This window comes from Flaviflexus sp., assembly GCF_052087705.1.
GTDB classification, from domain to species: domain Bacteria; phylum Actinomycetota; class Actinomycetes; order Actinomycetales; family Actinomycetaceae; genus Flaviflexus; species Flaviflexus ciconiae.
In genome coordinates, this window is sequence record NZ_JBQCYC010000016.1 from 16,930 (window position 1) to 39,111 (window position 22,182).

General features: G+C 59.1%; 17 protein-coding genes and 1 pseudogene. 7 read left to right on the forward strand and 11 right to left on the reverse strand.

Annotation, left to right across the window (positions count from 1 at the left end):
• Genes ACTHUY_RS08765 through ACTHUY_RS08775 form a run of 3 tightly spaced genes read right to left on the reverse strand, consistent with a single transcriptional unit; the run spans position 1 to position 4,123 of the window.
• Entirely contained in the window at positions 1-1,566 is a 1,566-nt protein-coding gene (locus ACTHUY_RS08765) for an acyl-CoA carboxylase subunit beta (RefSeq protein ID WP_441675613.1), read from the reverse strand.
• A gap of 35 nt (positions 1,567-1,601) precedes the next feature.
• Positions 1,602-3,380, reverse strand: a complete 1,779-nt coding sequence (locus tag ACTHUY_RS08770; protein ID WP_441678524.1) for an ATP-binding protein — start codon at positions 3,378-3,380, stop codon at positions 1,602-1,604.
• Positions 3,381-3,391: 11 nt separating this feature from the next.
• The gene (locus ACTHUY_RS08775) at positions 3,392-4,123 is read right to left on the reverse strand and encodes a biotin--[acetyl-CoA-carboxylase] ligase (RefSeq protein WP_441678526.1); all 732 of its coding nucleotides are present in this window, start codon (positions 4,121-4,123) and stop codon (positions 3,392-3,394) included.
• A 670-nt stretch (positions 4,124-4,793) separates the two neighbouring features.
• Here ACTHUY_RS08775 and ACTHUY_RS08780 point away from each other — a divergent pair.
• The 4 genes and pseudogenes from ACTHUY_RS08780 to ACTHUY_RS08795 form a co-directional block, all read left to right on the forward strand.
• Positions 4,794-5,165, forward strand: a complete 372-nt coding sequence (locus ACTHUY_RS08780; protein WP_441678528.1) for a hypothetical protein — start codon at positions 4,794-4,796, stop codon at positions 5,163-5,165.
• A 248-nt stretch (positions 5,166-5,413) separates the two neighbouring features.
• Complete coding sequence (locus tag ACTHUY_RS08785; RefSeq protein ID WP_441678530.1) at positions 5,414-5,923, forward strand: TetR/AcrR family transcriptional regulator; 510 nt, start codon at positions 5,414-5,416, stop codon at positions 5,921-5,923.
• Entirely contained in the window at positions 5,920-6,309 is a 390-nt protein-coding gene (locus ACTHUY_RS08790; protein WP_441655081.1) for a DMT family transporter, read from the forward strand. Before ACTHUY_RS08785 ends, ACTHUY_RS08790 begins: the two co-directional genes overlap by 4 nt.
• A gap of 101 nt (positions 6,310-6,410) precedes the next feature.
• A pseudogene (locus tag ACTHUY_RS08795) lies at positions 6,411-6,668 on the forward strand (DMT family transporter); the annotation flags it as partial.
• 162 nt (positions 6,669-6,830) lie between these two features.
• Here ACTHUY_RS08795 and betT read toward each other — a convergent pair.
• From betT to ACTHUY_RS08815, 4 genes are all read right to left on the reverse strand, one after another.
• Entirely contained in the window at positions 6,831-8,999 is a 2,169-nt protein-coding gene (betT, locus tag ACTHUY_RS08800) for a choline BCCT transporter BetT (protein WP_441678532.1), read from the reverse strand.
• Between the two features lie 9 nt (positions 9,000-9,008).
• On the reverse strand, positions 9,009-10,748 hold the full coding sequence (betA, locus tag ACTHUY_RS08805; RefSeq protein ID WP_441678534.1) for a choline dehydrogenase: 1,740 nt from the start codon (positions 10,746-10,748) through the stop codon (positions 9,009-9,011).
• A 92-nt stretch (positions 10,749-10,840) separates the two neighbouring features.
• Entirely contained in the window at positions 10,841-12,331 is a 1,491-nt protein-coding gene (locus tag ACTHUY_RS08810) for an aldehyde dehydrogenase family protein (protein WP_441678536.1), read from the reverse strand.
• A 381-nt stretch (positions 12,332-12,712) separates the two neighbouring features.
• Positions 12,713-13,279: a TetR/AcrR family transcriptional regulator gene (locus ACTHUY_RS08815; RefSeq protein WP_126704199.1), complete on the reverse strand. Its 567-nt coding sequence runs from the start codon at positions 13,277-13,279 to the stop codon at positions 12,713-12,715.
• A 427-nt stretch (positions 13,280-13,706) separates the two neighbouring features.
• On the opposite strand from ACTHUY_RS08815, the gene ACTHUY_RS08820 reads away from it, so the two are divergent.
• Complete coding sequence (locus ACTHUY_RS08820; protein WP_441655086.1) at positions 13,707-13,982, forward strand: DUF1540 domain-containing protein; 276 nt, start codon at positions 13,707-13,709, stop codon at positions 13,980-13,982.
• A gap of 166 nt (positions 13,983-14,148) precedes the next feature.
• Here the strand turns inward: ACTHUY_RS08820 and ACTHUY_RS08825 are convergent, their stop codons facing one another.
• The 4 genes from ACTHUY_RS08825 to ACTHUY_RS08840 all read right to left on the reverse strand — a co-directional run bounded on the left by ACTHUY_RS08825 (position 14,149) and on the right by ACTHUY_RS08840 (position 16,369).
• Positions 14,149-14,538, reverse strand: coding sequence for a hypothetical protein (locus ACTHUY_RS08825; RefSeq protein WP_126704198.1), 390 nt, complete (start codon positions 14,536-14,538; stop codon positions 14,149-14,151).
• A gap of 66 nt (positions 14,539-14,604) precedes the next feature.
• Positions 14,605-15,438 (reverse strand): hypothetical protein, encoded by an 834-nt coding sequence (locus tag ACTHUY_RS08830; RefSeq protein WP_441678539.1) that lies wholly within the window; start codon positions 15,436-15,438, stop codon positions 14,605-14,607.
• A 136-nt stretch (positions 15,439-15,574) separates the two neighbouring features.
• Positions 15,575-15,949 carry a hypothetical protein gene (locus ACTHUY_RS08835; protein ID WP_441678541.1) on the reverse strand — a complete coding sequence of 125 codons (375 nt, stop codon included), beginning with the start codon at positions 15,947-15,949 and terminating at the stop codon, positions 15,575-15,577.
• A 9-nt stretch (positions 15,950-15,958) separates the two neighbouring features.
• A complete protein-coding gene (locus tag ACTHUY_RS08840) occupies positions 15,959-16,369 on the reverse strand; it encodes a hypothetical protein (RefSeq protein WP_441678543.1) in 411 nt (136 codons plus the stop codon).
• 731 nt (positions 16,370-17,100) lie between these two features.
• Here ACTHUY_RS08840 and ACTHUY_RS08845 point away from each other — a divergent pair.
• Positions 17,101-18,444 (forward strand): nitrate/nitrite transporter, encoded by a 1,344-nt coding sequence (locus tag ACTHUY_RS08845; protein WP_441655091.1) that lies wholly within the window; start codon positions 17,101-17,103, stop codon positions 18,442-18,444.
• Between the two features lie 14 nt (positions 18,445-18,458).
• Positions 18,459-22,181, forward strand: a complete 3,723-nt coding sequence (locus tag ACTHUY_RS08850; RefSeq protein WP_441678545.1) for a nitrate reductase subunit alpha — start codon at positions 18,459-18,461, stop codon at positions 22,179-22,181.
• Position 22,182: the final 1 nt, after the last annotated feature.

Here is a 22,182-nt window from a genome sequence, read left to right on the forward strand (position 1 = left end):
TTAGAGCGGGCCGTTTGAGTGGCGCTTGGGTCCGGGGTGCGTACGTTCTTTCGTGCGCAAAATTTCAAGTGATTCAGCGATGGTCTGGCGGGTAAGAACGGGATCGATGATTCCGTCTAGCTCGCCGTTTTCCACCGAAAGGCTGGGGTTGATTTCGTTGGCCTGATACTCGGCAGCAAGGCGGGCACGTGCCTCCGCCATGTCCTTCTCGTTCGGGCCGGCCGCCTTGATTTCGCGCCGCTTCAAGATATTCACGGCGCCTTCCGCCCCCATGACCGCGATTTCAGCATCGGGCCAAGCAAACGTGAAGTCCGCACCGATCGACTTGGACCCCATGACGATGTAGGCACCGCCGTAGGCCTTGCGGAGAATCACGGTCACCATCGGGGCGGTGGCGTTCGCGTAAGCAAAGATCAGCTTCGCGCCGCGGCGGATGATTCCGGCCTGCTCCTGTTCCGTACCGGGGCGGTAGCCGGGAACGTCAACGAGAGTGACGATCGGAATGCCGTAGGCATCGCAGCAGCGAACAAAGCGGGCCGCCTTCTCGGACGCATCCACGTCCAAGGTTCCCGCGTTGTGGTTCGGCTGGTCCGCAACGATGCCAACGGCCGAACCGTTGATACAGGCGAAGCCGATCACAATGGAGGAGGCGAAGCCTTGCTGGACTTCGAGGAACTCACCGTAGTCAACGAGATGCTCGATGACCTCGATGATGTCGTAGGGCTGGCGAGACTCCGCCGGGACGAGGGCCGCGACCTCGGAGGCCGCCTTCTCGTCCTCAACCGACGGAGTGTACGTGTAGTGCGGGGGCAGCTCGTCGCAGTTTGACGGGAGGTACGACAGCAGGGAACGCACGTAGTCGATTGCGTCCACCTCGTCGTCAGCCAGGTAGTGCGCAACGCCCGACTGGAAGTTGTGGAGTTCGCCGCCACCCAGGTCGTTCATCGACACGCTTTCGCCCGTCACGGCCTTCACCACGTCTGGTCCCGTGACGAACATGTGGGAGTTCTCCTTCGTCATGACAATGAAGTCAGTGAGCGCAGGAGCATAAACGGCGCCACCGGCACAGGGGCCGAGAATCATGGAGATCTGGGGGATCAGGCCGGAGGCCTCGCAGGTCTTCTTAAAGATCCGACCATACTGGCCAAGTGCCACCACGCCTTCCTGGATGCGGGCGCCGCCCGAATCCAGCATCGAAATGATCGGGATCTTCATGGAAAGCGCTTTGTCCATGAGAGCGAGGATCTTCTGACCCTCCGCGCGACCCAGGGTTCCGCCGCGCACGGAGAAGTCCTGAGCATAGACGGCGACCTGACGGCCGGCGATCTCACCGAAGCCGGTCACGACAGCCGCGCCCAGGAAACCGTCCTTCGGGTTGCCGCCAGCGAACTGGCCAATCTCGACAAACGAATCAGCATCCAGTAGCAGGTTGAGGCGCTCCCGGGCTGTGTTCTTGCCCTTGGTGTGCTGGAAGGCCGTTGCCTTCTCCTCAGCCGTCTCGGCAATCTTCGCGTAATCGATCCGCGCTGCCGTCACGGCGGGAGCATGGGGCTTCCGGTGCGGCATAACGCGCGAAACGATTCCGCGCAGGGATGAGATGCTCACTGATCCTCCTCCAACTTGATGAGTGGTGTGTGTGCAGGAATGTTCTGGGCCTGAGACACGTAAATCTCAGAGACCGTGCCGGCAGAGGGAGCATGAACGTACTTCTCCATCTTCATCGACTCAAGAACAAGAAGAACGTCGCCTTTCTCGACCTTCTGGCCCACCTCAACGGCGATGCGGACAACAATCGACTGGATCGGGGCAGACAGGACACCGTCGGCGGCAACAGCGGCAGCGCCGGTTGTTGCGGCAGCGCTACGTCCGCCGGTACGGCGGAGCTGCTGAGGCCGGGCCGGGGCAGCGGGGTGCCCGTTGCCGGAAAATGCGAAGAACTCTGCGGGAAGCGAGATGCTATGACGCTTGCCGTCGATCTCGGCAACAAAGCTACGTCGAGCATCGCCATTATCGCCGGGCTGATTGCCAGCAAACGGTGCGGGAAGATCTGCGTTCGGCAGGTACTTCGTCTCCATCCACCGCGTACCAACCGTGAAGTCCTTCGCGAAGTCATCGTGACGCAGCACGGAGGCAAGAAGGTCCTTCGGAGTGGCAATGCCCTCGATCGTCAGTTCCTTCAGGGCGCGGAGACAGCGCGCAATGGTGGTGGGGCGGTCCGGGCCCGTGACGATCAGCTTTGCGATCATCGAATCAAAGTCAGGTGACACGGTGTCGCCAATGCGGACGCCGGTCTCAACGCGGATACCGTGACCGGTTGGCCACTCGAGTGCAGAAATGGTGCCCGCGGTCGGAACCAGGTCGGCACCCGGATCCTCGGAGGTAATACGCAGCTCGATCGAGTGGCCGCGCACCTCGGGAACGGGAGAAAGCTCTTCGCCGGAAGCGATGCGGATCTGTTCGGCAACAAGGTCAAGACCGGTTACTTCTTCGGAAACGGTGTGCTCAACCTGAAGGCGGGGATTGACCTCAAGGAAATAGACGGAACCATCGGAGTCGAGAAGGAACTCGCAGGTACCGAGGCCAACGTAGTCGGTCTGGCGGAACAGGCTTTCGGACCATGCTCGCATGGTCTCCTCGGCGCCCGTTGGCATAAACGGCGACGGTGCTTCCTCGATGAGCTTCTGGTTGCGGCGCTGCACCGAACAGTCGCGGGTCGATACGACGGCGAAGTTGCCGTGGCTGTCCGCCATGCACTGCGTCTCCACGTGGCGAGCGGACTCGACGAACTTCTCCAGGAAATACGCACCCAGGTCGCCGCCCTTCCCGCCATACCGGGCCTCAAACTCGTCGACATCGGCTTCGGAGCGCAGGACGACGATGCCGCGGCCGCCGCCACCATCGCTCCTCTTCGCAACGATCGGAAACCCGTGAGCAGAAGCGAAGGAACGGATCTCCTCTACCGACTTCACGGGGTCATTCGTTCCGGGAACGGGGGAAACGCCTGCCGCGTGAGCGGTGCGGCGTGCACCGATCTTGTCTCCCAGCTGCGTGATTGTCGAACCCTTCGGACCGATCCAGGCGATGCCGGCTTCTGCGATGGCGTCAGCGAACTCGGGAACCTCGGACAGGAAACCGTAGCCAGGGTGGATAGCATCGGCACCGGCCTGCTTCGCGATCTCCAGGATCCGGTCACCGTTCAGGTACGTCTCGGAAATCGTTACACCGCCGAGTGCGTAAGCCTCGTCGGCAAGCCCAATGGCAGGAGAGTCGATGTCTTGATCCGCGTAGACGGCAACGGCACGCAGACCCATGTCGTGGACCGTACGGATGATCCTGGCGGCGATTTCACCACGATTGGCGACAAGAATTGTCGATAGCATTCGTTTCCTTCTTAGATAAGGTTCGCGTCAGATCCGCTGACGCGAACAATGCCGGCCTCGGTATCCACAACCAGGGCGCCCTGCCTGTCGATCTCAACAGCCCGCCCCTCCGTGACACCGCCGGTAACAGTCGTGACCCGGACCTGACGTCCGGGAGTAAGGCACACCTCGGAGAGCTCCTCGTGGAGACGCTCAATCCGGTCCGCTGCAACGTGCTCCACGCGAGCATCCAGCTCCGCAAGGAACCGATCAATAATTCCGTTCACGGTCTCGGGGCTTGGGTCCAGACCCGCAAGCGCAAGCGAGGTAGCACCGGGTGCAGGCTCCGCCTGCGCCGTCGTATTAATCCCACATCCGAGAACAACCGGAAGAACATTGTCTTCCGGGTCAAGAAGCTCGCCCAGAACCCCGCCAAGCTTCTTCTCATCAAGAAGAACGTCGTTCGGCCACTTCAAAGCAACGCGCTCGGGAGCGAGTGGACGAACCGCTTCAGCCATAGCCAACCCGGTTGCCAGAGTCAGCCAGCCAGCATTCTCACGAATAGGGGGAGTGTCGGGAAGGGTCTTAATGACAGAAAGGAGGAGAGCCTCACTCGGCGATTCAACAAAGGAGCGTCCCATCCGGCCACGGCCGGAGGTCTGATGCAATGCGCGGAGAGCATCTCCGTCCCGAACTTCACCGGCCCGCCACTGGCGTGCCAGTTCAGCATTCGTCGAGTCAATCGACTCCACAGTCCTAAGCATCTAACTCCCTGAGATCAACAGCGCGCCAAAACGGAGCGCACTTCATTTTTAGGAGTCTAACCAGTTTGCTTGAACAAACCTACCTAATCGTAACTTACTGATCGGTAATGTGGGTGAGATCTCACTCCTGGAAGGCGGTAGAGCGCCTGTTAATTGTTGATATTCCGCCACATTCATCGACTGGGCGGGGTCGGTTATTTCGGGTGTGTCGAGCGTGGCAGGAAACCCTGTGGGCGTGTTGCGAAGCACTTGTCTGGGTATGAAATTCGAGGGGAACGAATGTGTAGATAGCAGAAGGGGCGCTACGCGGAAATCTGGGGACCGAGTGTTCGAGCCGTGAAGATGGGGAAACGCCCGGTACTAGGTACTGGGGTGGGGTTGTGGAGCTGTCAAGCTGCCGCGGTTGCGGTGGTGCCAGGCTGGGGTCTTTGTTGCTAGGCCCGCGGTGCAGAATCGTCAGGTCCGAGTCTCGCCGATTGCGGGGCGGATGCGATCAACGCATTGAGATAGATGTGCTCGCGCTCTTCGGGGGAGCAAGTGAGGATGCCGTTCATTTCCAGGCTGACGAGGCCGTGCACGAGCCCCCACAATCTGATCGCTTCCGGTCGAGACGATCAAGGTGAATGAAGCGTGTGAAGCCGCTGGGATTTCCAGGGCAACTTTCTATCGCGTGGCGACCTCGCCTGCCGACCTGCTTGCCGACGAGCTCAGGAGGCTCCATGAGAGGCGGCGCGGTGACTACGCCAAGCTCATGCTTGTCCCCGGCATGGATAACTTCCCCCTCTACGTCACCCGTGTTTCATTGGTGATGGTAGATATTTGGCAACACGCAGATATCTATCGGGAGTCCTTCACGCAGGCCCCCTCGGTTCTCGCGGAGGAACTCGTTGAATACTTACGAACGGGAATCGAAGACTTCATGCGATTCCGCGGTGACAATATTCAATTCCCCTCGTCCGTTGAAGGATTTCCGCGCGATGTCGGGGCGCGACTTCTGAGCTCGCAATTTGCGAATTCTCAGCTGGGCGTCGTGCGCGGCTGAATCGAAGAATCTGAAGAAATTAGTGTGGATGAGATCGTGCAGGTCCACTTTGAAGTTTCCCCTGCCTGGTACCTCGAAGCCATTGGGTATAAGCCGAACTGGCAGCGGCAATTTCGCCCCGTTTCCCATGGATGGGGCCGCGGGTCGAAATGTCTCAAACCCTTATAGTTACTGGGTTAAGTGCGCCTCATTATGGCGGTGAGAGGAATCACGTGACGGACCTACCAACCGTAAGGTAGGCTGACCGCGTGACAACGAAAACGAACATTCTTGACTGTGCGCACGAGGTGCTTCGCCGGGGTGATTCGCTCACCATGGACTCGGTGGCGAGCGAGGCCGACCTGACGAAGGCTGGCGTGGTCCACCACTTCGGTTCGAAGGAGGTGCTGATGCTTGCTGTGCTCGATCACCTCCTTGATCGCTGGGAGGGTGAGCTGAACGCCCGAGCGGGTGACGGTGCTGGTCCAAGGGAGCGGCTCCGCGCTTACGTGGAGTACACGCTCCTTAGCGACATGGATACGTCCGACCTGGCACTGTTGGCTGATCCGAAGCTTTTCGACACGCTCTCCAATCGGTGGTCGGAACGCATGGATGGCTGGTTCGGGAAAATGCAGGACCCGCGGCTCGTGACTGCACGCCTGGTAGCCGACGGTGCCTGGATTGATCGTTGTCTTGATCTTCTCCACGTGGAAGAAGCAGATCGCATTGCCACGGTCGAGCTTGTTAACTCACTGATCTCGGAGGGAGATGAAGCTTGAAGAAATGGCTATTCCTTATCGCTGCAATCGTCCTTGAAGTAAGCGGGTCGCTGTCACTGAAAGCGGCACTCGAGGCCCCGGCGTTCTACCTGATAGTTGTCGCGGGGTATGCCGGTTCATTCTCTGCACTGTTTATGTCGCTCCGAAAAGGCATGAATCTTGGGGTTGGCTACGGCATCTGGTCCGCCACTGGCGTTGCCCTCACGACCGTTCTGTCGAATCTCATCTTCAACGAACCTATCACCCCGGTCATGGCACTCGGCATTGTTCTTGTCATGGGTGGCGTGCTCATTGTGGAGATCGGATCGTACTCGGCCCAAAAGAAGGTGGCCGGCAGCTTCGAACTAGATCCAAATTTAGTTACCTACGAGGAGCTTGCTCGTTAGAAGGTCAGAGTCAAGATTCCCAAGAAAAAGATGCCCAGGAAAAAGGCTTGCAAGGAAGAGTCTCGCAACGGGAAGTCCCGTAAGGAAATGGAGGCCGTGCGATGACATTAGGATTCACTGCCCTTGTCACCGCTATCGTTGGTGAGGTTGCTGGCACCATGTCGCTTCGCAAGGCGACAACCGGCTCGAAGGCATGGTTCGTTGCGGTTGTTGGTGGCTATGTCTTTGCCTTCAGCATGCTTTCCGTGTCGCTCGCCCAGGGGCTACCGCTTGGTCTTGCCTACGGCATTTGGGCCGCCGCAGGAGTTGCTCTAACCGCGATCCTTAGCAAGGTCCTCTTTGAAGAGCCCCTGACCCCGGTTATGGGAACCGGCATCGCGCTCAAGTCCTACTTATCCAAGTGGGATCTGCGTACTGAGCTGAGTAGCTTCAAGCTGTTCAATCTGCCTCTGCTGTATAAAGTGTTGATGGCCCGGATTTCTCCGGGCCATCAACGTCACCTCGTGGTGCAGGTCAGATTGTTACTGGTCTGCCTTTGTTTCTTCCTGGTTACGCAGGTATTCCTGGTGCCGGTCGAAGTGGTTGAGGTAGTCGTGAATAATCGCGCTGCCGGAGTAACCCATGACGTCGTAGGTCGTGCCACCCGCGGTTGTGTGTACTTCCAGTCGCACTGACCGGTCACGTGCTGCATGCATGCGTCCGCCGTAGACAGGGGTCGGTGCGTTGACTGCGATGATTCGGTACACGAACTGGTTGGCGCCTTCGAACGCGGTGATCTTGAGCCTGTCGTAGACCCTGGTTTCCTGCCGCAGGTCGTCGACGACATCGAGGTCGCCTCGGACCACTTCGACGTTCACTCCGGAACCGTTCTTTGATATTTCTTCCGCCACTGCCCGCAATGCTGGTTCGGCAACCCGGTCGAGGTACTCGATGGCCTGCTTGGAGGACACCTGCCCGAAGGCGTGGGTGAGGCGGTCCCGCCAGTTCGGGCCCTTCTCCAAGTAGTAGAGGTGCGCGCCGGCGCCAGCGACGACGTTGCGTTCCGAGTGTTCAAGAGAATCGGCCCGGTGAACGTCCTGCCGCAATGCCTTCATGAGTCCCGCCATGACGAACAGCATGACGATCGCGAATGGTAGGCCCATGATCAGTGTGGCTGACTGGAGGGCGGTAACACCGCCGACAACTAGCATGCCGATCGTGAGGACACCGGAAATAACCGCCCATACGATCCTGTTCCATGCCTTCGCGTCCACGCGTGGCGTGGGAAGCATGGAAGTCAGGTTCGCCATGACGAGCGCACCGGAGTCTGCCGATGTCACAAAGAACAGTAACGCCACGAATGTTGCCACACCGACGACGAGTGTTGCGGCCGGATAATCCTGGATCAGAGTAAAGAACCCTAGCTCCGGGGAGTCAATTGTGGCGTTCGCAAACCCGGTATCGCCGTTTCCGTCTTCGCCACCGTTGATAACGCGGTCGAGTGCTGCGTTACCGAAGATGGAGATCCACATGATGATGTACATGAGCGGGAAGGTGAGGGTTCCGAGGACAAACTGACGAAGCGTTCGGCCGCGGGAGATGCGTGCGAGGAACATGCCGACGAAGGATGCCCAGGCAACCCACCAAGCCCAGAAGAACAGCGTCCAAGCGTTCATCCAGCCCGACACGTCGTTGAATGCCATCGTGTCCGCAGTCATGCTGGGGAATCCGGCGACAAGGTCGCCAACGTTCATGACAAGCGCGTTCAGGAGGTAGTCCGCGCGTCCCCAGAAAAGAACCCACGCAGCGAGCGCTACAGCGAGGCCAACGTTCAGCTGGGACAGGACACGAATACCCTTGGCGACACCCGTCGTGGCAGAAATAGATGCGACGACGATCGCGAGGGCAACGAGAGAGACCTGGGCTGGGATGCCCTGCTCGACACCAAAGAGGATGTCGAGTCCGACGTTGATCTGGACAACGCCAATACCGAGGGTGGTGGCGAGGCCGAAGACCGAACCCAGCAGTGCGGCGGCGTCGACGACGCTACCGAGCCAGCCGTTAACGCGGTCCCCGAAGATCGGGTAGAGCGCGCTGCGTGCTGCCAGGGGCCGCTTGTGCCGGTAGGCCATGTAGCCCAGTGCCATGCCCATGAGTGCATACATTGCCCAGCCGGTGAGGCCGTAGTGGAAGATCGTCCACACGGTTGCTTCTTCGGCTGCCGGGATTGACTCCGGCTGCGTCTGGGGCGGTTGCATGTACTGCGTGACCGGTTCGGCCACGGCGAAGAACATGAGGTCGGTGCCGATACCCGCCGCAAATAGCATGGAAACCCATGAGAAGGTCGAGAACTCGGGTCTCGAGTTCTCAGGTCCGAGTCGGAGCTTACCTAACCTCGAGAATGCTACGTAGAGGACGAAGATGACGACGATGGTTGCTAGCAGAATGTAGAACCAGCCAAACCACTGACCGATCCAGCCGGTGACGTTCCCGAGGACTTTCGTTGCGGATTCGGTTCCAAAGATTGTCCATGCCGAGACCCCGACGAGGGCGACGACGGAGACGATGAAGACAGGCCAGTTGATCTCGATGGGCTGCTTTGCGAGACGTTCCTCAACAGCCTCTTCAACAACGCTTACTTCGAGGCCGTCTTCGGGGATAGGTTCGTTCAGGAGATCGTTGTGATCTGTGTCTTCCGTATTGTCTGACACTGCCTTGCCTTACTTTCGTGTCGTGGCGGTCTCAGCCGACGGAATATCGGTCCGAGCGTTCCAACCATCATTGCGGGGATCGCCTTCGGGGTAGAGGGGCATGCCCTTCTTCGCCTGGTAGTAGGGCACGTCAGTCAGGGGCTCAAGAACATGGTTACCTGCAATGAGATCCGATGCCTTCTCTGCCACCATCATGGTCGGCGCATAAATGTTGCCGTTCGTGATGTAGGGGAAGACCGAAGCGTCAACAACGCGCAGCCCCTCCGTGCCGTGCACCTTCATCGTGTCCGGGTCGACGACAGACATGTCGTCCTTACCCATCTTGGCCGTGCACGAGGGATGCAGGGCCGTTTCGGCGTCACGACGTACCCAGTCAAGGATCTCGTCATCGGTCTGAGTGTCGAAGCCCGGTGATATCTCGCCACCGTTGAACGGATCGAGCGCTTCCTGGTTGAGAATGTTGCGTGCGGAGCGGATCATTTCAACCCATTCGCGGCGATCGTTCTCGGTTGACAGGTAGTTGAAGCGAAGAGCCGGGTGCTCGAACGGGTCGGTCGACTTGATGTCGAGCGTGCCACGCACGTCGGAGTACATGGGGCCGATGTGGACCTGGTAGCCGTACTTCGATTCGGACTTTTGGCCGTCGTAACGCACTGCGATGGGCAGGAAGTGGAACATCTGGTTCGGGTATGCCACGTCCTCGTTGGAACGGATGAAGCCGCCCGCTTCGAAGTGGTTGGAGGTGCCAACGCCCTTGCGGCGGAACAGCCAGTTGGCGCCAATGATCGGTGCGAGGCCGTAGTTAAGCCAGGCACCAATGCCAACGGGTTCCTTCGACTTGTACTGGAGGTAAACCTCGAGGTGGTCCTGCATGTTCGAACCAACGCCCGGCAGGTCAACGAGCGTGTTCACGCCGACCTTGCCAAGCTTCTCGGGATCGCCGATTCCGGTGAGCTGGAGCAGCTGAGGCGAGTTGAAGGCGCCGCCCGCGAGAATGACCTCGCCCGCGGTGACCTGCTTCTTCTGCTTACCGAACTTCAGGTACTTCACGCCCGTGATCCGGGTGCCCTGGGTGACCAGCTCTGTCACGAACGCATTGGTTTCAACGCTGAGATTCTTGCGGTACATGACCGGGTGCAGGTAGGCGCGTGACGCGGAGAGGCGGCGGGTCTTGTGGACGTTGCGGTCGAACTTGCCAAAGCCTTCCTGACGGTAGCCGTTGACGTCGTCCGTCGGCGGGTACCCGGCCTGCTGCGTTGCCTCGAGGAGAGCACCGAACAGGGGAGTATCGGCGGGGCCGCGGGTGAGGACGAGGGGGCCGGAGCCGCCGCGCCAGGCGTCAGCACCCGACAGGCAGTTTTCCATGCGCTTAAAGTAGGGCAGGGTGTGGGCGTAATCCCAACCTTCCATGCCTTCGTCGCCAGCCCAACGTTCGTAGTCGAGCGGGTTGCCGCGCTGGAAAATCATTCCGTTAATTGACGAGGATCCGCCAAGGACCTTGCCGCGCGTGTGGGAAATCCTGCGCCCAAACATGTGCGGCTCGGGCTCACTGGCGTACCGCCAGTCGTAGAGGGGATTGCCGGAGGGGAACATGAGTGCGGCCGGCATGTGGATCAGGGGATCCATCTTCCAGTCGCTACGTCCGGCTTCGAGGACAAGGACCTTCGTCGATTCGTCGGCGGAAAGACGGTTGGCGAGGACAGAACCTGCCGAGCCGCCACCGACAATGACGTAATCATAGTGCGCCACGAGTGGCTCCTAACATCAGTTCAAACAATATGCGTACAAGCAAAAATCAATGAGAGTTAATCAATGCGTATAAGAAATGGATGGTTTCGGTTTTAGGCATCAAACCAGCCAGCGGGCTGCGGCTGCGTGTTGTGCCAGATGTGCTTCACCTCCACATACTCGTCCAATCCCATGAGTCCGAGCTCCCGGCCATTGCCGGAACGCTTCATTCCACCCCACTCGGCCTGAGCGACGTAGGGGTGGTAGTCGTTGATCCAGATGGTTCCGTGACGGAGCCCGCGAGCAACCCGCTCCGCACGCGACACATCGGAAGTCCACACCGCGCCAGCGAGACCGTAAACCGTGTCGTTGGCAATCTCGAGAGCGTTCCGCTCCTTCTCCTCATCCGTCTCACCGGTGAAGGTTTCCACGGTGAGAACCGGGCCGAAGGATTCGTCATGGACGCAGTCCATAGACCTATCGCAACCATCGAGGATGGTGGGCGGGTAGTAGTAGCCGTTGGCGAGTTCCCCTCCGGGGATCTCCCCGCCAACCAGAAGCTTTGCGCCCTGCTCTACCGCGTGCTGGACGTACGTGTGGACCTTGTCGCGGTGCTGAGCGGAAATAAGGGAGCCGGTCTCCGACTTCTCATCGAACGGGTCGCCCATCCGGATGTTCTTCGCCCTACGAACCAGTTCATCCACAACCTCGTCGTGGATTGACTCCTCGACAACCAGACGGGCACCGGCGGAGCACACCTGGCCAGAATCAAGGAAGATCGCCGTGAGCGCATTGTCGATTGCGGCTTCCATGTCGGCGTCGGCAAAGACAACGTTCGGGTTCTTACCACCAAGCTCAAGGGTGACGCGCTTGACGGTGCCAGCGGACGAGGCCATGATCGACGACCCGGTGGCGAGGCCACCGGTGAACGAAACCATGTCAACGTCCTCGGATTCGGTCATAGCCGGACCAACAACCCCGCCATCACCCAGGATCAGCTGGACTGCGTTCGGGCTCACGCCCTCTTCGACCATGATCTTCGTCAGGTCGTATGTGGTGCGGGGAGTCAGCTCAGAAGGCTTCATGATGATCGTGTTGCCCATGAGAAGCGCCGGGGCAACCTTCCACGAGATCTGAAGCAGCGGGTAATTCCAGGGCGCGATCAGCGCACACACGCCCACCGGCTCGTGAACGATCCGGGAAGAAATGCCGGGATTCGATGTCTCCACAACGCGGCCACCCGAAGCGGACGCCATGTTCGCATAGTGACGGAATACGGAAACGACATCATCAACGTCGCCTTCCGACTCGGCAAAGGTCTTGCCGGTGTCGAGCGACTCGTGGCGGGCAATCTCCGCCTTGTCAGCGACCAGGCGGTCCGCAATGCGGCGAAGGATATCTGCACGTTCGCCAACGGTCTTGCGGGGCCACTCACCGCTATCAAACTCTGCGCGCGCCGAGGCAATTGCATTAGCCACGTCCTCGGTGCCAGCCTCGGAAGCGTGAGTGTGCACCTCCCGGTCTGCCGGACATTCAATCTCGCGCGTCTTTCCGGATACTGCTGGGACGAATTCTCCATTAATGAATAAATTCAGTGTTTCCACGTTCTTCCTCATAACTCAGTTCAAGCGTCCAAATTGGTCAATTAAAAGTGGCGCGGGTCTCACATTACTGCTACATAGGGCCAATGGCTAATATGCCAGGTGAAGCGGCACATATGTCCAAATATGCTAGATGCACAAGTGGGCCACCCTGACTTTCCTGCGTCAGCTCAACGAAAGAAAGAGATAGTAGAGACTTCTCACATTGGCTAAATGTTATGAATCAAGTAAGAATGCGCTAGTAATAACAATTATCCTGCTGGCGAGTGAACGGCCAGCGAAAGTGAGTTAGCGCCAATTGATGTTGAGCTAATGGAACTGTAAATCTGTTCTCGATGCTCGCAAATGTAGTGAAAATGGTGGTCACAGCTTTGCGGCTGACGATTATTCTTCGCTATCCGCCAGCAGATAGTCGACCTTTGCTGACACGTCGGCAAGCAGTCGGTCGGATGCCAGGGTTCCGACGGCCACTCGCACAATCGCCATGTACAACGTGGCGTAGAGTGCGTGAGCAAGTTGCCGGTCCCCGCCCACGATTCTCGTCAGTTCCCGCTCGATGTCCTTCACGAGTTCGATGGCGCGCTCGCGGTTAGGGCCCTGCCCCGTTCCGAAGAGAACCTCTCGCTGGAATGCGGTCACATTGCCAGAATGGCGTTCGGTAGCGGTGATGATGGGGCCAACAAGGGCGAGAATATGGTTCCGCTTCGCAGTGGAAAGAGGTAAGTCCCTGCTGTCTGCGAGGCACTGCTCGAGGACGTTTGAGTATGTGTCGATGAGAAGCTCGGATTTTGAAGTGGCGTACCGGAAGAACGTGCCGGTTGTCAGCCCTGCTCTGGTGGCGAGCTGCGCAGTTGTCACGTCGTCGAAAGCCTGGGTGGAGAAAATCTCCTGGGCGGCGTTAAGGACGCGCTCCGTCTTATCGCGTCGCTTTGCTTCTCTCTTGCCGGTCATGTCCCCATACTGTCAGGTCACAATGTTTCGGTCATGTGCTCGTGGCATGCCTGATTCTCGGTGGTTGGACTGCGGGGTCTTGCAGGTGGCGGTATGCAATGTGTGCCGACCGGTCGAGTGAACGCGATGAATTTTGCTGGCCGGGCACCTGCGCGTGGGGCCGCTGTCGGTAGCGCTCCCTCATCCGGTTGGCAGAGCTCAGTGATGGGGTCGGCAGTGCTCCGTTATCTGAAATGAATTAAACAACAGAATTTGAGGCTTGAACAGCGTTGCGTAAATACCCCCTCTATACGAACCTGTTCGATGCGCCAAAACCGCGCGATTAAGCCGAAAAGTGAGGATCGTCTTCGATGTTAATTGCTTTTCAGCGACGTATCGTAATTGTGTAATCACCGCTTCGGAGGAACGGACTGAGAGGACCGAAATCATGGAAATGACAGCTGTAAAGGCCTGCGCAACAACCACTTGTGCCTACAACAACGATGGATGCACCGCGTTCGCGGTGACGATTGGCGGTGCCGAAGGCGTTGCCTCCTGTACGACCTCCCTGACGATTGATGCTCGCGGCGGCCTCGCTGCCGCAGACGGCAAGGTAGGTGCCTGCCAGCGCCTCGAATGTGTACACAACACCGACCTTATGTGCACGGCTTCCGCGGTTGATATCGCGGACAACGCCAACTGCATGACCTACGAAGCTCGCTAAGGCTGATCCCGACTCATCCGTCACCGTCTCATCATTGTTGACCCGTCTTCGGACGGGGCAACAATGGTTGAAGATCCAGATTTACAGGTGAAGGTCTGGTGGCTGAGCCGCGGCCAGCCGTCAGTTTGCTGAGTTCTGCCACCTGCGCCTACGTGGGTCTGGGGTTCTAGATGCGTGGATTCATGGAACTGTGGACCTCGCACGGTGCTTCACCGATTGGGGTGAGACGGACGCCGGCAGGGAACGACAGAACGTGCCCGGGAAGGTGCGCGGTAGCGTCACCGAAATCGTCTTCTTTGACGGCGATACCCGCGGTTGAGACCCTGAGCAGGCGCACTCGAAACCGCACATTTGCTTCGATCTCGTAGGATTCAATGTCGATAGGAGAGGCCGCGATCCCCCGGTATTCCTTGGCGCTCAACCAGCCGGTCGCTCCGCCAGTTCCGCTCAATAAGTCGAGGTCCTGGAGGCCTTCGCCTTTGGGCGTGATCCAGCCAAGCAGTTCACGATCGCGGCCTGCTTCTCGTACCTGGCTTGCAGAGTTGCCACGCGACACGATTGTTTCGGAGCTGAATCCGGGTTCTTGTCGGTTACGAGATGGCGAACTCTGCCTTGGTAAGCCTTACTGGTCGCAGTTGATGAGGAGCAGGTCGAGCTGCTCGCGGAGCTCGGTGATGGTGGAGACGGGCACGTCGAAGGGGACAAAAGCCTGGAAGCTACCGTTCTCGCGGAACTGGATGAGGGAAAGGCCGTGCGGATCAGCATCCACGCATACGACAGTGTCGTAAAGGTGAGGGCAGGACTTGTCGAATTCGGGATGGAACTGCACGACGCCGTCGATCTGCTTGGTTCTGGCCGCTTCGCAGATCATCGACAGATTGTCCTCGCTCAGAGACTCGACAGTGTCGTAGCAGGCCAGGTCGTCCTTTCGGCCTGGGAATGGAACGATTCCCGATTCGCCAAGAACGTCAATCTGGAATGCCGTAATACCTGTATCGCTATTGACGACTGCGCGGCGCGAGTTAACAAAGCCGAGCCGACCACCGGCAGCGGATGCAAGGAATGCGACGTGGTCGGGGATGGCTCCCTCTGCAATCAGGTGTCCGGTTTCTATCTCGTCGAGCCACGTCATGGTGCCAAGCATGTGGATTGAGCCGGACACGAGGCGGAGATGTGGGGCGGGCGCCTCGCGGACAATCTCGACACGTACCGGGAAAGGCTGACCGGCGTGCTGAGCCTCGACCGGCATGCTCTCGTCAACGAGTGTCGAGACAACAAACTCCCCGGTTGTGGTCCGACCGTGGGAAACGAGCGTCATTGGATGCATCGGTTGATCGTGATAAGCGTGTACGGAGGCGGAGCCAATTCCGTCTAAAAGTCGAAGCGCGAGATTCATCGCTCGGGTCTCGTACACCTCTGTGTATGCGGTTTCCTGCTTGCGGTCGAGCTCCGTCACATCAGCCTCCGTGAATTAGGTAAGGGCACCCTAACACAATTCGACCAAAGTCAATGCGGTCAAAGTCCCGGTCTAATGAACCCCCGTGCTACATGGCCGGGTTGGGGGAGGGGTGGTTCCGAAGCGAAGGCCTCGGTTAGGGGGTTTGATCCTCAACCGGGTCCGGTGTGGGCTCGGTTGGGCTGTTGTCTCCTGCGGGGGACTGCGGCCCGTCTGCGCCAACTGGATCCGGCTGCATGTCAACCTCAACCTTGTCGTCGGCGTCGTTCATGGCAATCGAGACCGCGTCCCGGCCGCTGTTCGAAGCGGGTGCCACTGGGGCGTGTGTTTCCGTCGATGTCTCTTCGGGAGATTCTGTACCGGTCGGTTCTGCGGGAGAAGATGTGCTGATTGTTTCCTCGGGAGGGGCTGCCGCAGTTGTGTCGTCGGAGCATGCTCCCGCAAGCGCAATCGTGAGCGCCGCAAGGAGGGTTGGTATTGCGCGGAATCTATGGGGCTTGTGTTTATTCATGGGTTTCTTCTATCCGAGCAGGTCATAGAGGGAGTTTGCGGTGCTCCACTCGGTTCCTTCGCTACAGGGGTCGACGACCTTGTCGTACAGGAGGGCGTTCTCGGCGTTTCGAATTTCGACGCTCATGGCTTCCGTTCCCGTGCACAGGGAGAGTGGCTCGTCGGCCTTTTCAATAAGGGCGTCGATTGACTGTTCGGCTTGAGTGAGCTCGTCGTCCGTGAGCGTGCGGATGCGTCCTTCGCCATCGTCCGCCACATCCCCAAGAAGGGTGTGAGTGCCGGAGGGTCCTCTCGGTGGTTGGGTTGATGCTGGGATTGCCGTGACCTCGACCGTGTAGGGGCCGGTGCTATCAGCGGAGTCTGAGCAGGCCGAAATAGCAAGCGCGGCTACCGCCACTGTCAGATACCTCATTGCCTTCATGGCTCTCCTTCCGGCCGGTGCTGTCCGAGCCTTCTGTCGGTTCAATATTCAGAGTTGATGATTTCCAGTCTTTACGTTTTGCTCGGAAAACCTCAATCAAAAGCGTGGGGCGGGGTGCCCTGGTGGGGAGTTGGCACGGCCGCTGACTCCGCGCGCGGGCTCTATCGCCCTCCCTCCGGCTCGTTCGATCTGCGATCGGACCTCGGACTTTGTTCCAGCCGCACTGTCTCGCCTCTCGTTGAAACCGTTGTGCCGCACTATCTTCTTGCTGGCCCGGTTGTTCCGTCACACTCACCCGTGTTGGATTATCTTCGAGCAATGAGTGCCCGGCCCTAGTCGGCCCGGTTATCCCGACTGTCGTAAGTCGGATTGCCCGACCGTGACCAGTCGATTCTTCGCGACCGTTGCTGGTTAGTAATTCTCGACCGTGAACGGTCGATGCTTGCTGACCTGCGGAGGGTGGATTTACCAATTTTCGTAGGTTGGCTACCCCTCTTCTCTTTTCGCTTCTGTCGTCCTCTTTTTGGCCTGGGAGACCCTCATGACCCGGGGCAAACCGTCATCAACCGGGGCGAAACGACGGGGCTGAAGTTTTAAAGAACATAATTCTCACGTAATCCTCCGTTAAAAGCCCACCGATTGCACATTATTTACGGGATAAATCGTGGATTAGGGAGTTACGATATCTCCACCGCATTGTGAGGGCGGTCATGAATTCTGAATGGAGCAACATGGTTGATTCAGACAAAGTTGTTGAAGGCTCTGAGCTCAAGCCTGATTTGTCGAACTGGGACAAGGAAGATCCTGCGAGGAGTAGTTCCAAGCAGGCCTGGTTGACGCTGTGGATCACCACGTATTCGATGATCATCGCGTTCTGCGTGTGGTTCCTGGTTTCCGCTATTGCTCCGAAGCTCAACGAGATTGGCTTCGATCTGACGACCTCGCAGCTGTACTGGCTGACGGCGCTTCCTGGTTTGTCGGGCGGTCTGCTTCGCCTGGTCTACATGGTGCTACCCCCAATCATTGGCACCCGCCGCCTGGTTGCATACTCCTCTCTGCTGTTCGTTGTGCCGATGATCGGCTGGTTCGTTGCCGTGCAGGATACGAACACTCCGTACTGGTGGCTGCTGGTCCTGTCGTTCCTTTGCGGAATTGGCGGCGGCTCGTTCTCCGGCTACATGCCATCGACCGGATATTTCTTCCCGAAATCCAAGTCGGGTACTGCTCTTGGCATTCAGGCAGGGATCGGCAATCTCGGCATGTCGATCATTCAGCTCGTTGGCCCGTGGCTCATGGGCTTTGGCCTGCTGGGGCTGGGTGCCATGACGCCGCAACGGACCAGCGATGGCGAAAGCATGTTCGTGTACAACGCGGCCATCGTTTTCGTGCCGTGGGCTATTGTCGCCGCGATCCTTGCTCTTGAGCTTCTGAAGGATGTTCCGGTCAAGGCCAATATCCGCGAGCAGCTCGATATTTTCTCGAACCCGAACACCTGGTACATGACCCTTATGTACGTCATGACGTTCGGTCTGTTCTCTGGTTTCGCTGCGCAGTTCGGTCTTCTTATTCAGAACAATTTCGGTTCAACCTCGCAGTTTGCTGGCATGGAAGGGTTGCCGCAGGGCGTCACCTACGCCTTCCTCGGCCCCCTGATCTCTTCCCTCGTGCGTGTTGCGTGGGGCCCGTTGTGTGACAGGTTCGGGGGTGCGATATGGACGTTTGTGTCGATTGTCGGCATGAGCGCTTCGCTCTTTATCTGCACGTTCTTCCTTCGTCCCGACAGTCCGGATGAGTTCACGGGATTCCTGTGGGCCATGATCGCCATGTTCGTGTTCTCCGGCATTGGTAACGCCGGAACGTTTAAGCAGATGCCGATGATCATGCCCGCCCGCCAAGCGGGTGGCGCCATTGGTTTCACCGCTGCTATTGCGGCCTTCGGCCCATTCTTTGTCGGTATCGCACTGACCGCGATGACTCCCTACCTCTGGTACATGATCTGCGTCGTCTTCGGCGCTCTCTGTGCCGCTATTTGTTGGTTCCGCTATGCCCGCCCGGGCGCCCCGTTCCCCGGCTGATCGGAAGGTACATCATGACAACATCACCACTTCTCAAACTGGGCACGTTCCTGCGCAGGGGTGAAGCGTCCGAGGACCTCCGACAGATGTTCCTCGCTTCTTCCCGCGCCGGCGAAGCCTTCTACCGTGACCGGTGGAGCCACGACAAGGTTGTGCGCTCCACACACGGCGTTAACTGCACCGGCTCCTGCTCCTGGAAGGTGTACGTCAAGGACGGCATCATCACCTGGGAGGAGCAGCAGACCGACTATCCGTCAATCGGCTCAGACATCCCCGAGTATGAGCCACGAGGATGCCCTCGCGGTGCGGCGTTCTCCTGGTACACGTATTCACCCACCCGTGTCCGCTACCCCTATGTGCGGGCACAGCTCATCAACCTGTGGCGTGAAGCCCGCGCGAACTATGACGACCCCGTCGATGCCTGGGAGTCAATCGTTGAGGACCCGATTAAAGCCCAGTCATATAAGGAGCAGCGCGGCCGCGGCGGCCTTGTGCGTTGCTCGTGGAGCGAAGTTAACGAACTTGTTGCCGCCGCCCACGTCTACACGGTGAAACGCTACGGCCCTGACCGTACGGCAGGCTTCACCGTTATCCCCGCCATGTCCCAGGTCTCCTACGGCGCAGGTACCCGCTTCTATTCGATGATTGGTGGCACGATCCTGTCGTTCTACGACTGGTATGCCGACCTTCCCATGGCCTCCCCGCAGGTCTTTGGTGACCAGACGGACGTTCCCGAATCTGCCGACTGGTACAACTCCTCGTATTTGATGATGTGGGGATCAAATCCGCCCGTCACCCGTACCCCCGATGCTCACTTCATGACCGAGGTGCGCTACAAGGGCACGAAGGTTGTCTCGGTGTCCCCGGACTTCTCGGATGCAACAAAGTTTGCTGACGAGTGGCTCCGCGTCCACCCCGGCACCGACGGTGCTCTGGGAATGGCCATGGGCCACGTGATTCTCCGTGATTTCCACGTGAAGAAAAAGACCCCGTACTTCATGGAGTACATGAAGAAGTTCACCGACTCCGCGTTCCTCATCCAGTTGAAGGAAAAGGACGGTGCCTACGTTCCGGATAAGTTCCTGACCGCCGCCGACATTCAGAACGCGGGTACCCACATTGAGGCGGGCGACCAGCCGGCCTTCAAGACCGTCATGATCGAACCAGATGGTCAGCCTTTCGTTCCGAACGGCTCCCTGGGTGACCGGTTCTCCGAGTCCGGCATGGGCAAATGGAACCTCGACCTCGAAGGCAGGGACCCGGTCCTGTCCGCAGAAGACCTGCCCGGTCACGGCACTGCCGAAGTGCTTCTCACCCGCTTCGACACCGAAGTCTCCGCCAATGCCTCCGAGGACGAAAAGCACCTGGGTTCTGCCGAGGTGTTTAGCCGTGGGGTCCCCACCTACCAGCTGGCGGGAAAGATCGTCACCTCCGTCTACGACCTCCTGCTCGCCCAGTACGGCGTGGGAAGAGATGGCCTGCCGGGTGACTGGCCGAAGTCCGCTGACGATCCCGAGGCAGTTGGGACGCCCGCATGGGCGGAGACCATCACCGGGGTCCACGTGGAAGCAATCGAACGTGTTGCCCGAGAGTTCGCTCAGAATGCCGAGGATTCGAAGGGCCGCTCCATGATCATCATGGGTGCGGGCACCAACCACTACTTCCATTCCGACACGATCTACCGGACGATGCTGGCTCTTACCATGATGTGCGGATGTCAGGGTGTGAACGGCGGGGGATGGGCGCACTATGTGGGCCAGGAAAAGGTCCGTCCCATCACCGGCTTCGCCCAATACGCGTTCGCTCTGGACTGGCAGCGCCCCACGCGTCAGATGATCACTACCGCCTACTGGTACCTGGCAACAGACCAGTGGCGCTATGACGGCCTGCCCGTCGAAGCCCTTGCCAGCCCGCTTGCGGGCGACACCATGAAGGGCAAAACCACGGCCGATACTCTCGTGGAAGCGTCAAAGCGGGGCTGGATGCCGTCCTACCCGACGTTCGACAAGAACCCGCTCGACATTGCCGATGGGGCAGAACAGGCCGGCATGGACGTGCCCGCCTACGTTGTTGACCAGCTGAAGAAGGGCGATCTCAACTGGGCTTGCACGGACCCGGACAATCCCGAGAATTTCCCCCGCGTCGTTTTCAACTGGCGCACCAACGTCCTCGGATCCTCCGCGAAGGGAGCCGAATACTTCTACAAGCACCTGCTGGGATGTGGACACTCGGTCCGCGGCGCAGAAAACGAGGAGGGGCGCCGCCCCACGTCTATGGTGTGGCGCGAAGAAGCCGCACAGGGCAAGGTCGATTTGTTCATGACAGCGGACTTCCGTATGACGTCAACAACCCTGCATTCCGACGTCGTCCTTCCCGCCGCCACCTGGTACGAGAAGTACGACATCTCGACCACGGACATGCACCCGTTCGTCAACTCCTTCAACGCGGCTATTGACCCGCCGTGGCAGGCACGTACGGACTTCCAGATCTTCCAGCAGCTCGCCAAAGACTTCTCCGTCATGGCAGAAAACCACCTCGGCGTGCGCAAGGACGTCGTGGCAGCGCCGCTTACTCACGACACCCCGGACGCGATGGCTATGCCGGGCGGAAATATAAAGCCGCTGGAGGAGACCGACATGATCCCCGGCGTGACAATGCCGAAGCTCATCACGATCGAACGTGACTACACGAAGATCTCCGAGAAGTGGAACGCGATTGGCCCGCTGTCCGAGAAGCTCGGCATGGTGACAAAGGGCGTGACCTACCATCCCGACAAAGAAATCGAGATGCTTCGCGGACGCAACGGAATCACGCGCCGCGGCGTCGCCAAGGGGCAGCCGCTTATCGATGTGGACCGCAAGGCGGCCGACATGATCCTCACTCTCGCCGGGGCTACCAACGGGCGCCTCGCCCTGCAGGGATTCAGGCAACAGGAGAAGCGGGTCGGTAAGGAAATGGCGTCCCTTGCCGAGGAGAACGAGTCAACACTCGTGACTTTTGCTCAAACCCGTGAGGGCCCCACCCCGGTGGTGACAACACCGGAATGGTCCGGTTCGGAAACGGGCGGACGCCGCTACTCCGCATTCGTTATCAACGTGGAACACGAAAAGCCCTGGCATACCCTGACGGGCCGCCAACACTTCTTCCTCGACCACGACTGGATGAGGGACCTGGGGGAGAACATGCCGGTGTACAAGCCGCCGCTCGACCTGCACCGGCTGTACGGCGATGCTCAGGTTGGTGAGCAGACCACCGGATACTCGGGTGACCAGCAGGTTGCCGAGGTCGCGGTCCGCTACCTGACACCCCACAACAAGTGGTCGATCCACTCCGAGTATCAGGACAACCTCTACATGCTGTCCCTCGGACGCGGCGGCCCGGCGATGTGGATGAGCGTGGAGGACGCCGCGAAGATCGGGGTGAAGGACAACGAATGGGTGGAGGCATACAACCGTAACGGCGTTGTCGTGGCCCGCGCCGTTGTCTCCCACCGCATGCCAGAAGGCACGGTCTACCTACACCACGCAACGGAACGCACCGTGGATGTTCCCAAGGCTGAGCTCACCGGCCGCCGCGGTGGTATCCATAACGCGCTCACCCGCGTGCTCATGAAACCCACCCACCTGATCGGTGGCTACGCCCAGCACGCGTACGCCTTTAACTACGTCGGACCAACCGGAAACCAGCGAGATGAGGTGACGGTCATTCGCCGTCGCTCTCAGGATGTGGAGTACTAGA

Excerpts from the sequence above, each read along its gene's own strand:
- ACTHUY_RS08820 (WP_441655086.1), top strand. The coding sequence starts at position 13,707 with ATGGAAATGACAGCTGTAAAGGCCTGCGCAACAACCACTTGTGCCTAC.
- ACTHUY_RS08770 (WP_441678524.1), bottom strand. The coding sequence starts at position 3,380 with ATGCTATCGACAATTCTTGTCGCCAATCGTGGTGAAATCGCCGCCAGG.
- ACTHUY_RS08840 (WP_441678543.1), bottom strand. The coding sequence starts at position 16,369 with ATGAAGGCAATGAGGTATCTGACAGTGGCGGTAGCCGCGCTTGCTATT.
- ACTHUY_RS08765 (WP_441675613.1), bottom strand. The coding sequence starts at position 1,566 with ATGCCGCACCGGAAGCCCCATGCTCCCGCCGTGACGGCAGCGCGGATC.
- ACTHUY_RS08835 (WP_441678541.1), bottom strand. The coding sequence starts at position 15,949 with ATGAATAAACACAAGCCCCATAGATTCCGCGCAATACCAACCCTCCTT.
- ACTHUY_RS08850 (WP_441678545.1), top strand. The coding sequence starts at position 18,459 with ATGACAACATCACCACTTCTCAAACTGGGCACGTTCCTGCGCAGGGGT.
- ACTHUY_RS08815 (WP_126704199.1), bottom strand. The coding sequence starts at position 13,279 with ATGACCGGCAAGAGAGAAGCAAAGCGACGCGATAAGACGGAGCGCGTC.
- ACTHUY_RS08775 (WP_441678526.1), bottom strand. The coding sequence starts at position 4,123 with ATGCTTAGGACTGTGGAGTCGATTGACTCGACGAATGCTGAACTGGCA.
- ACTHUY_RS08845 (WP_441655091.1), top strand. The coding sequence starts at position 17,101 with ATGGTTGATTCAGACAAAGTTGTTGAAGGCTCTGAGCTCAAGCCTGAT.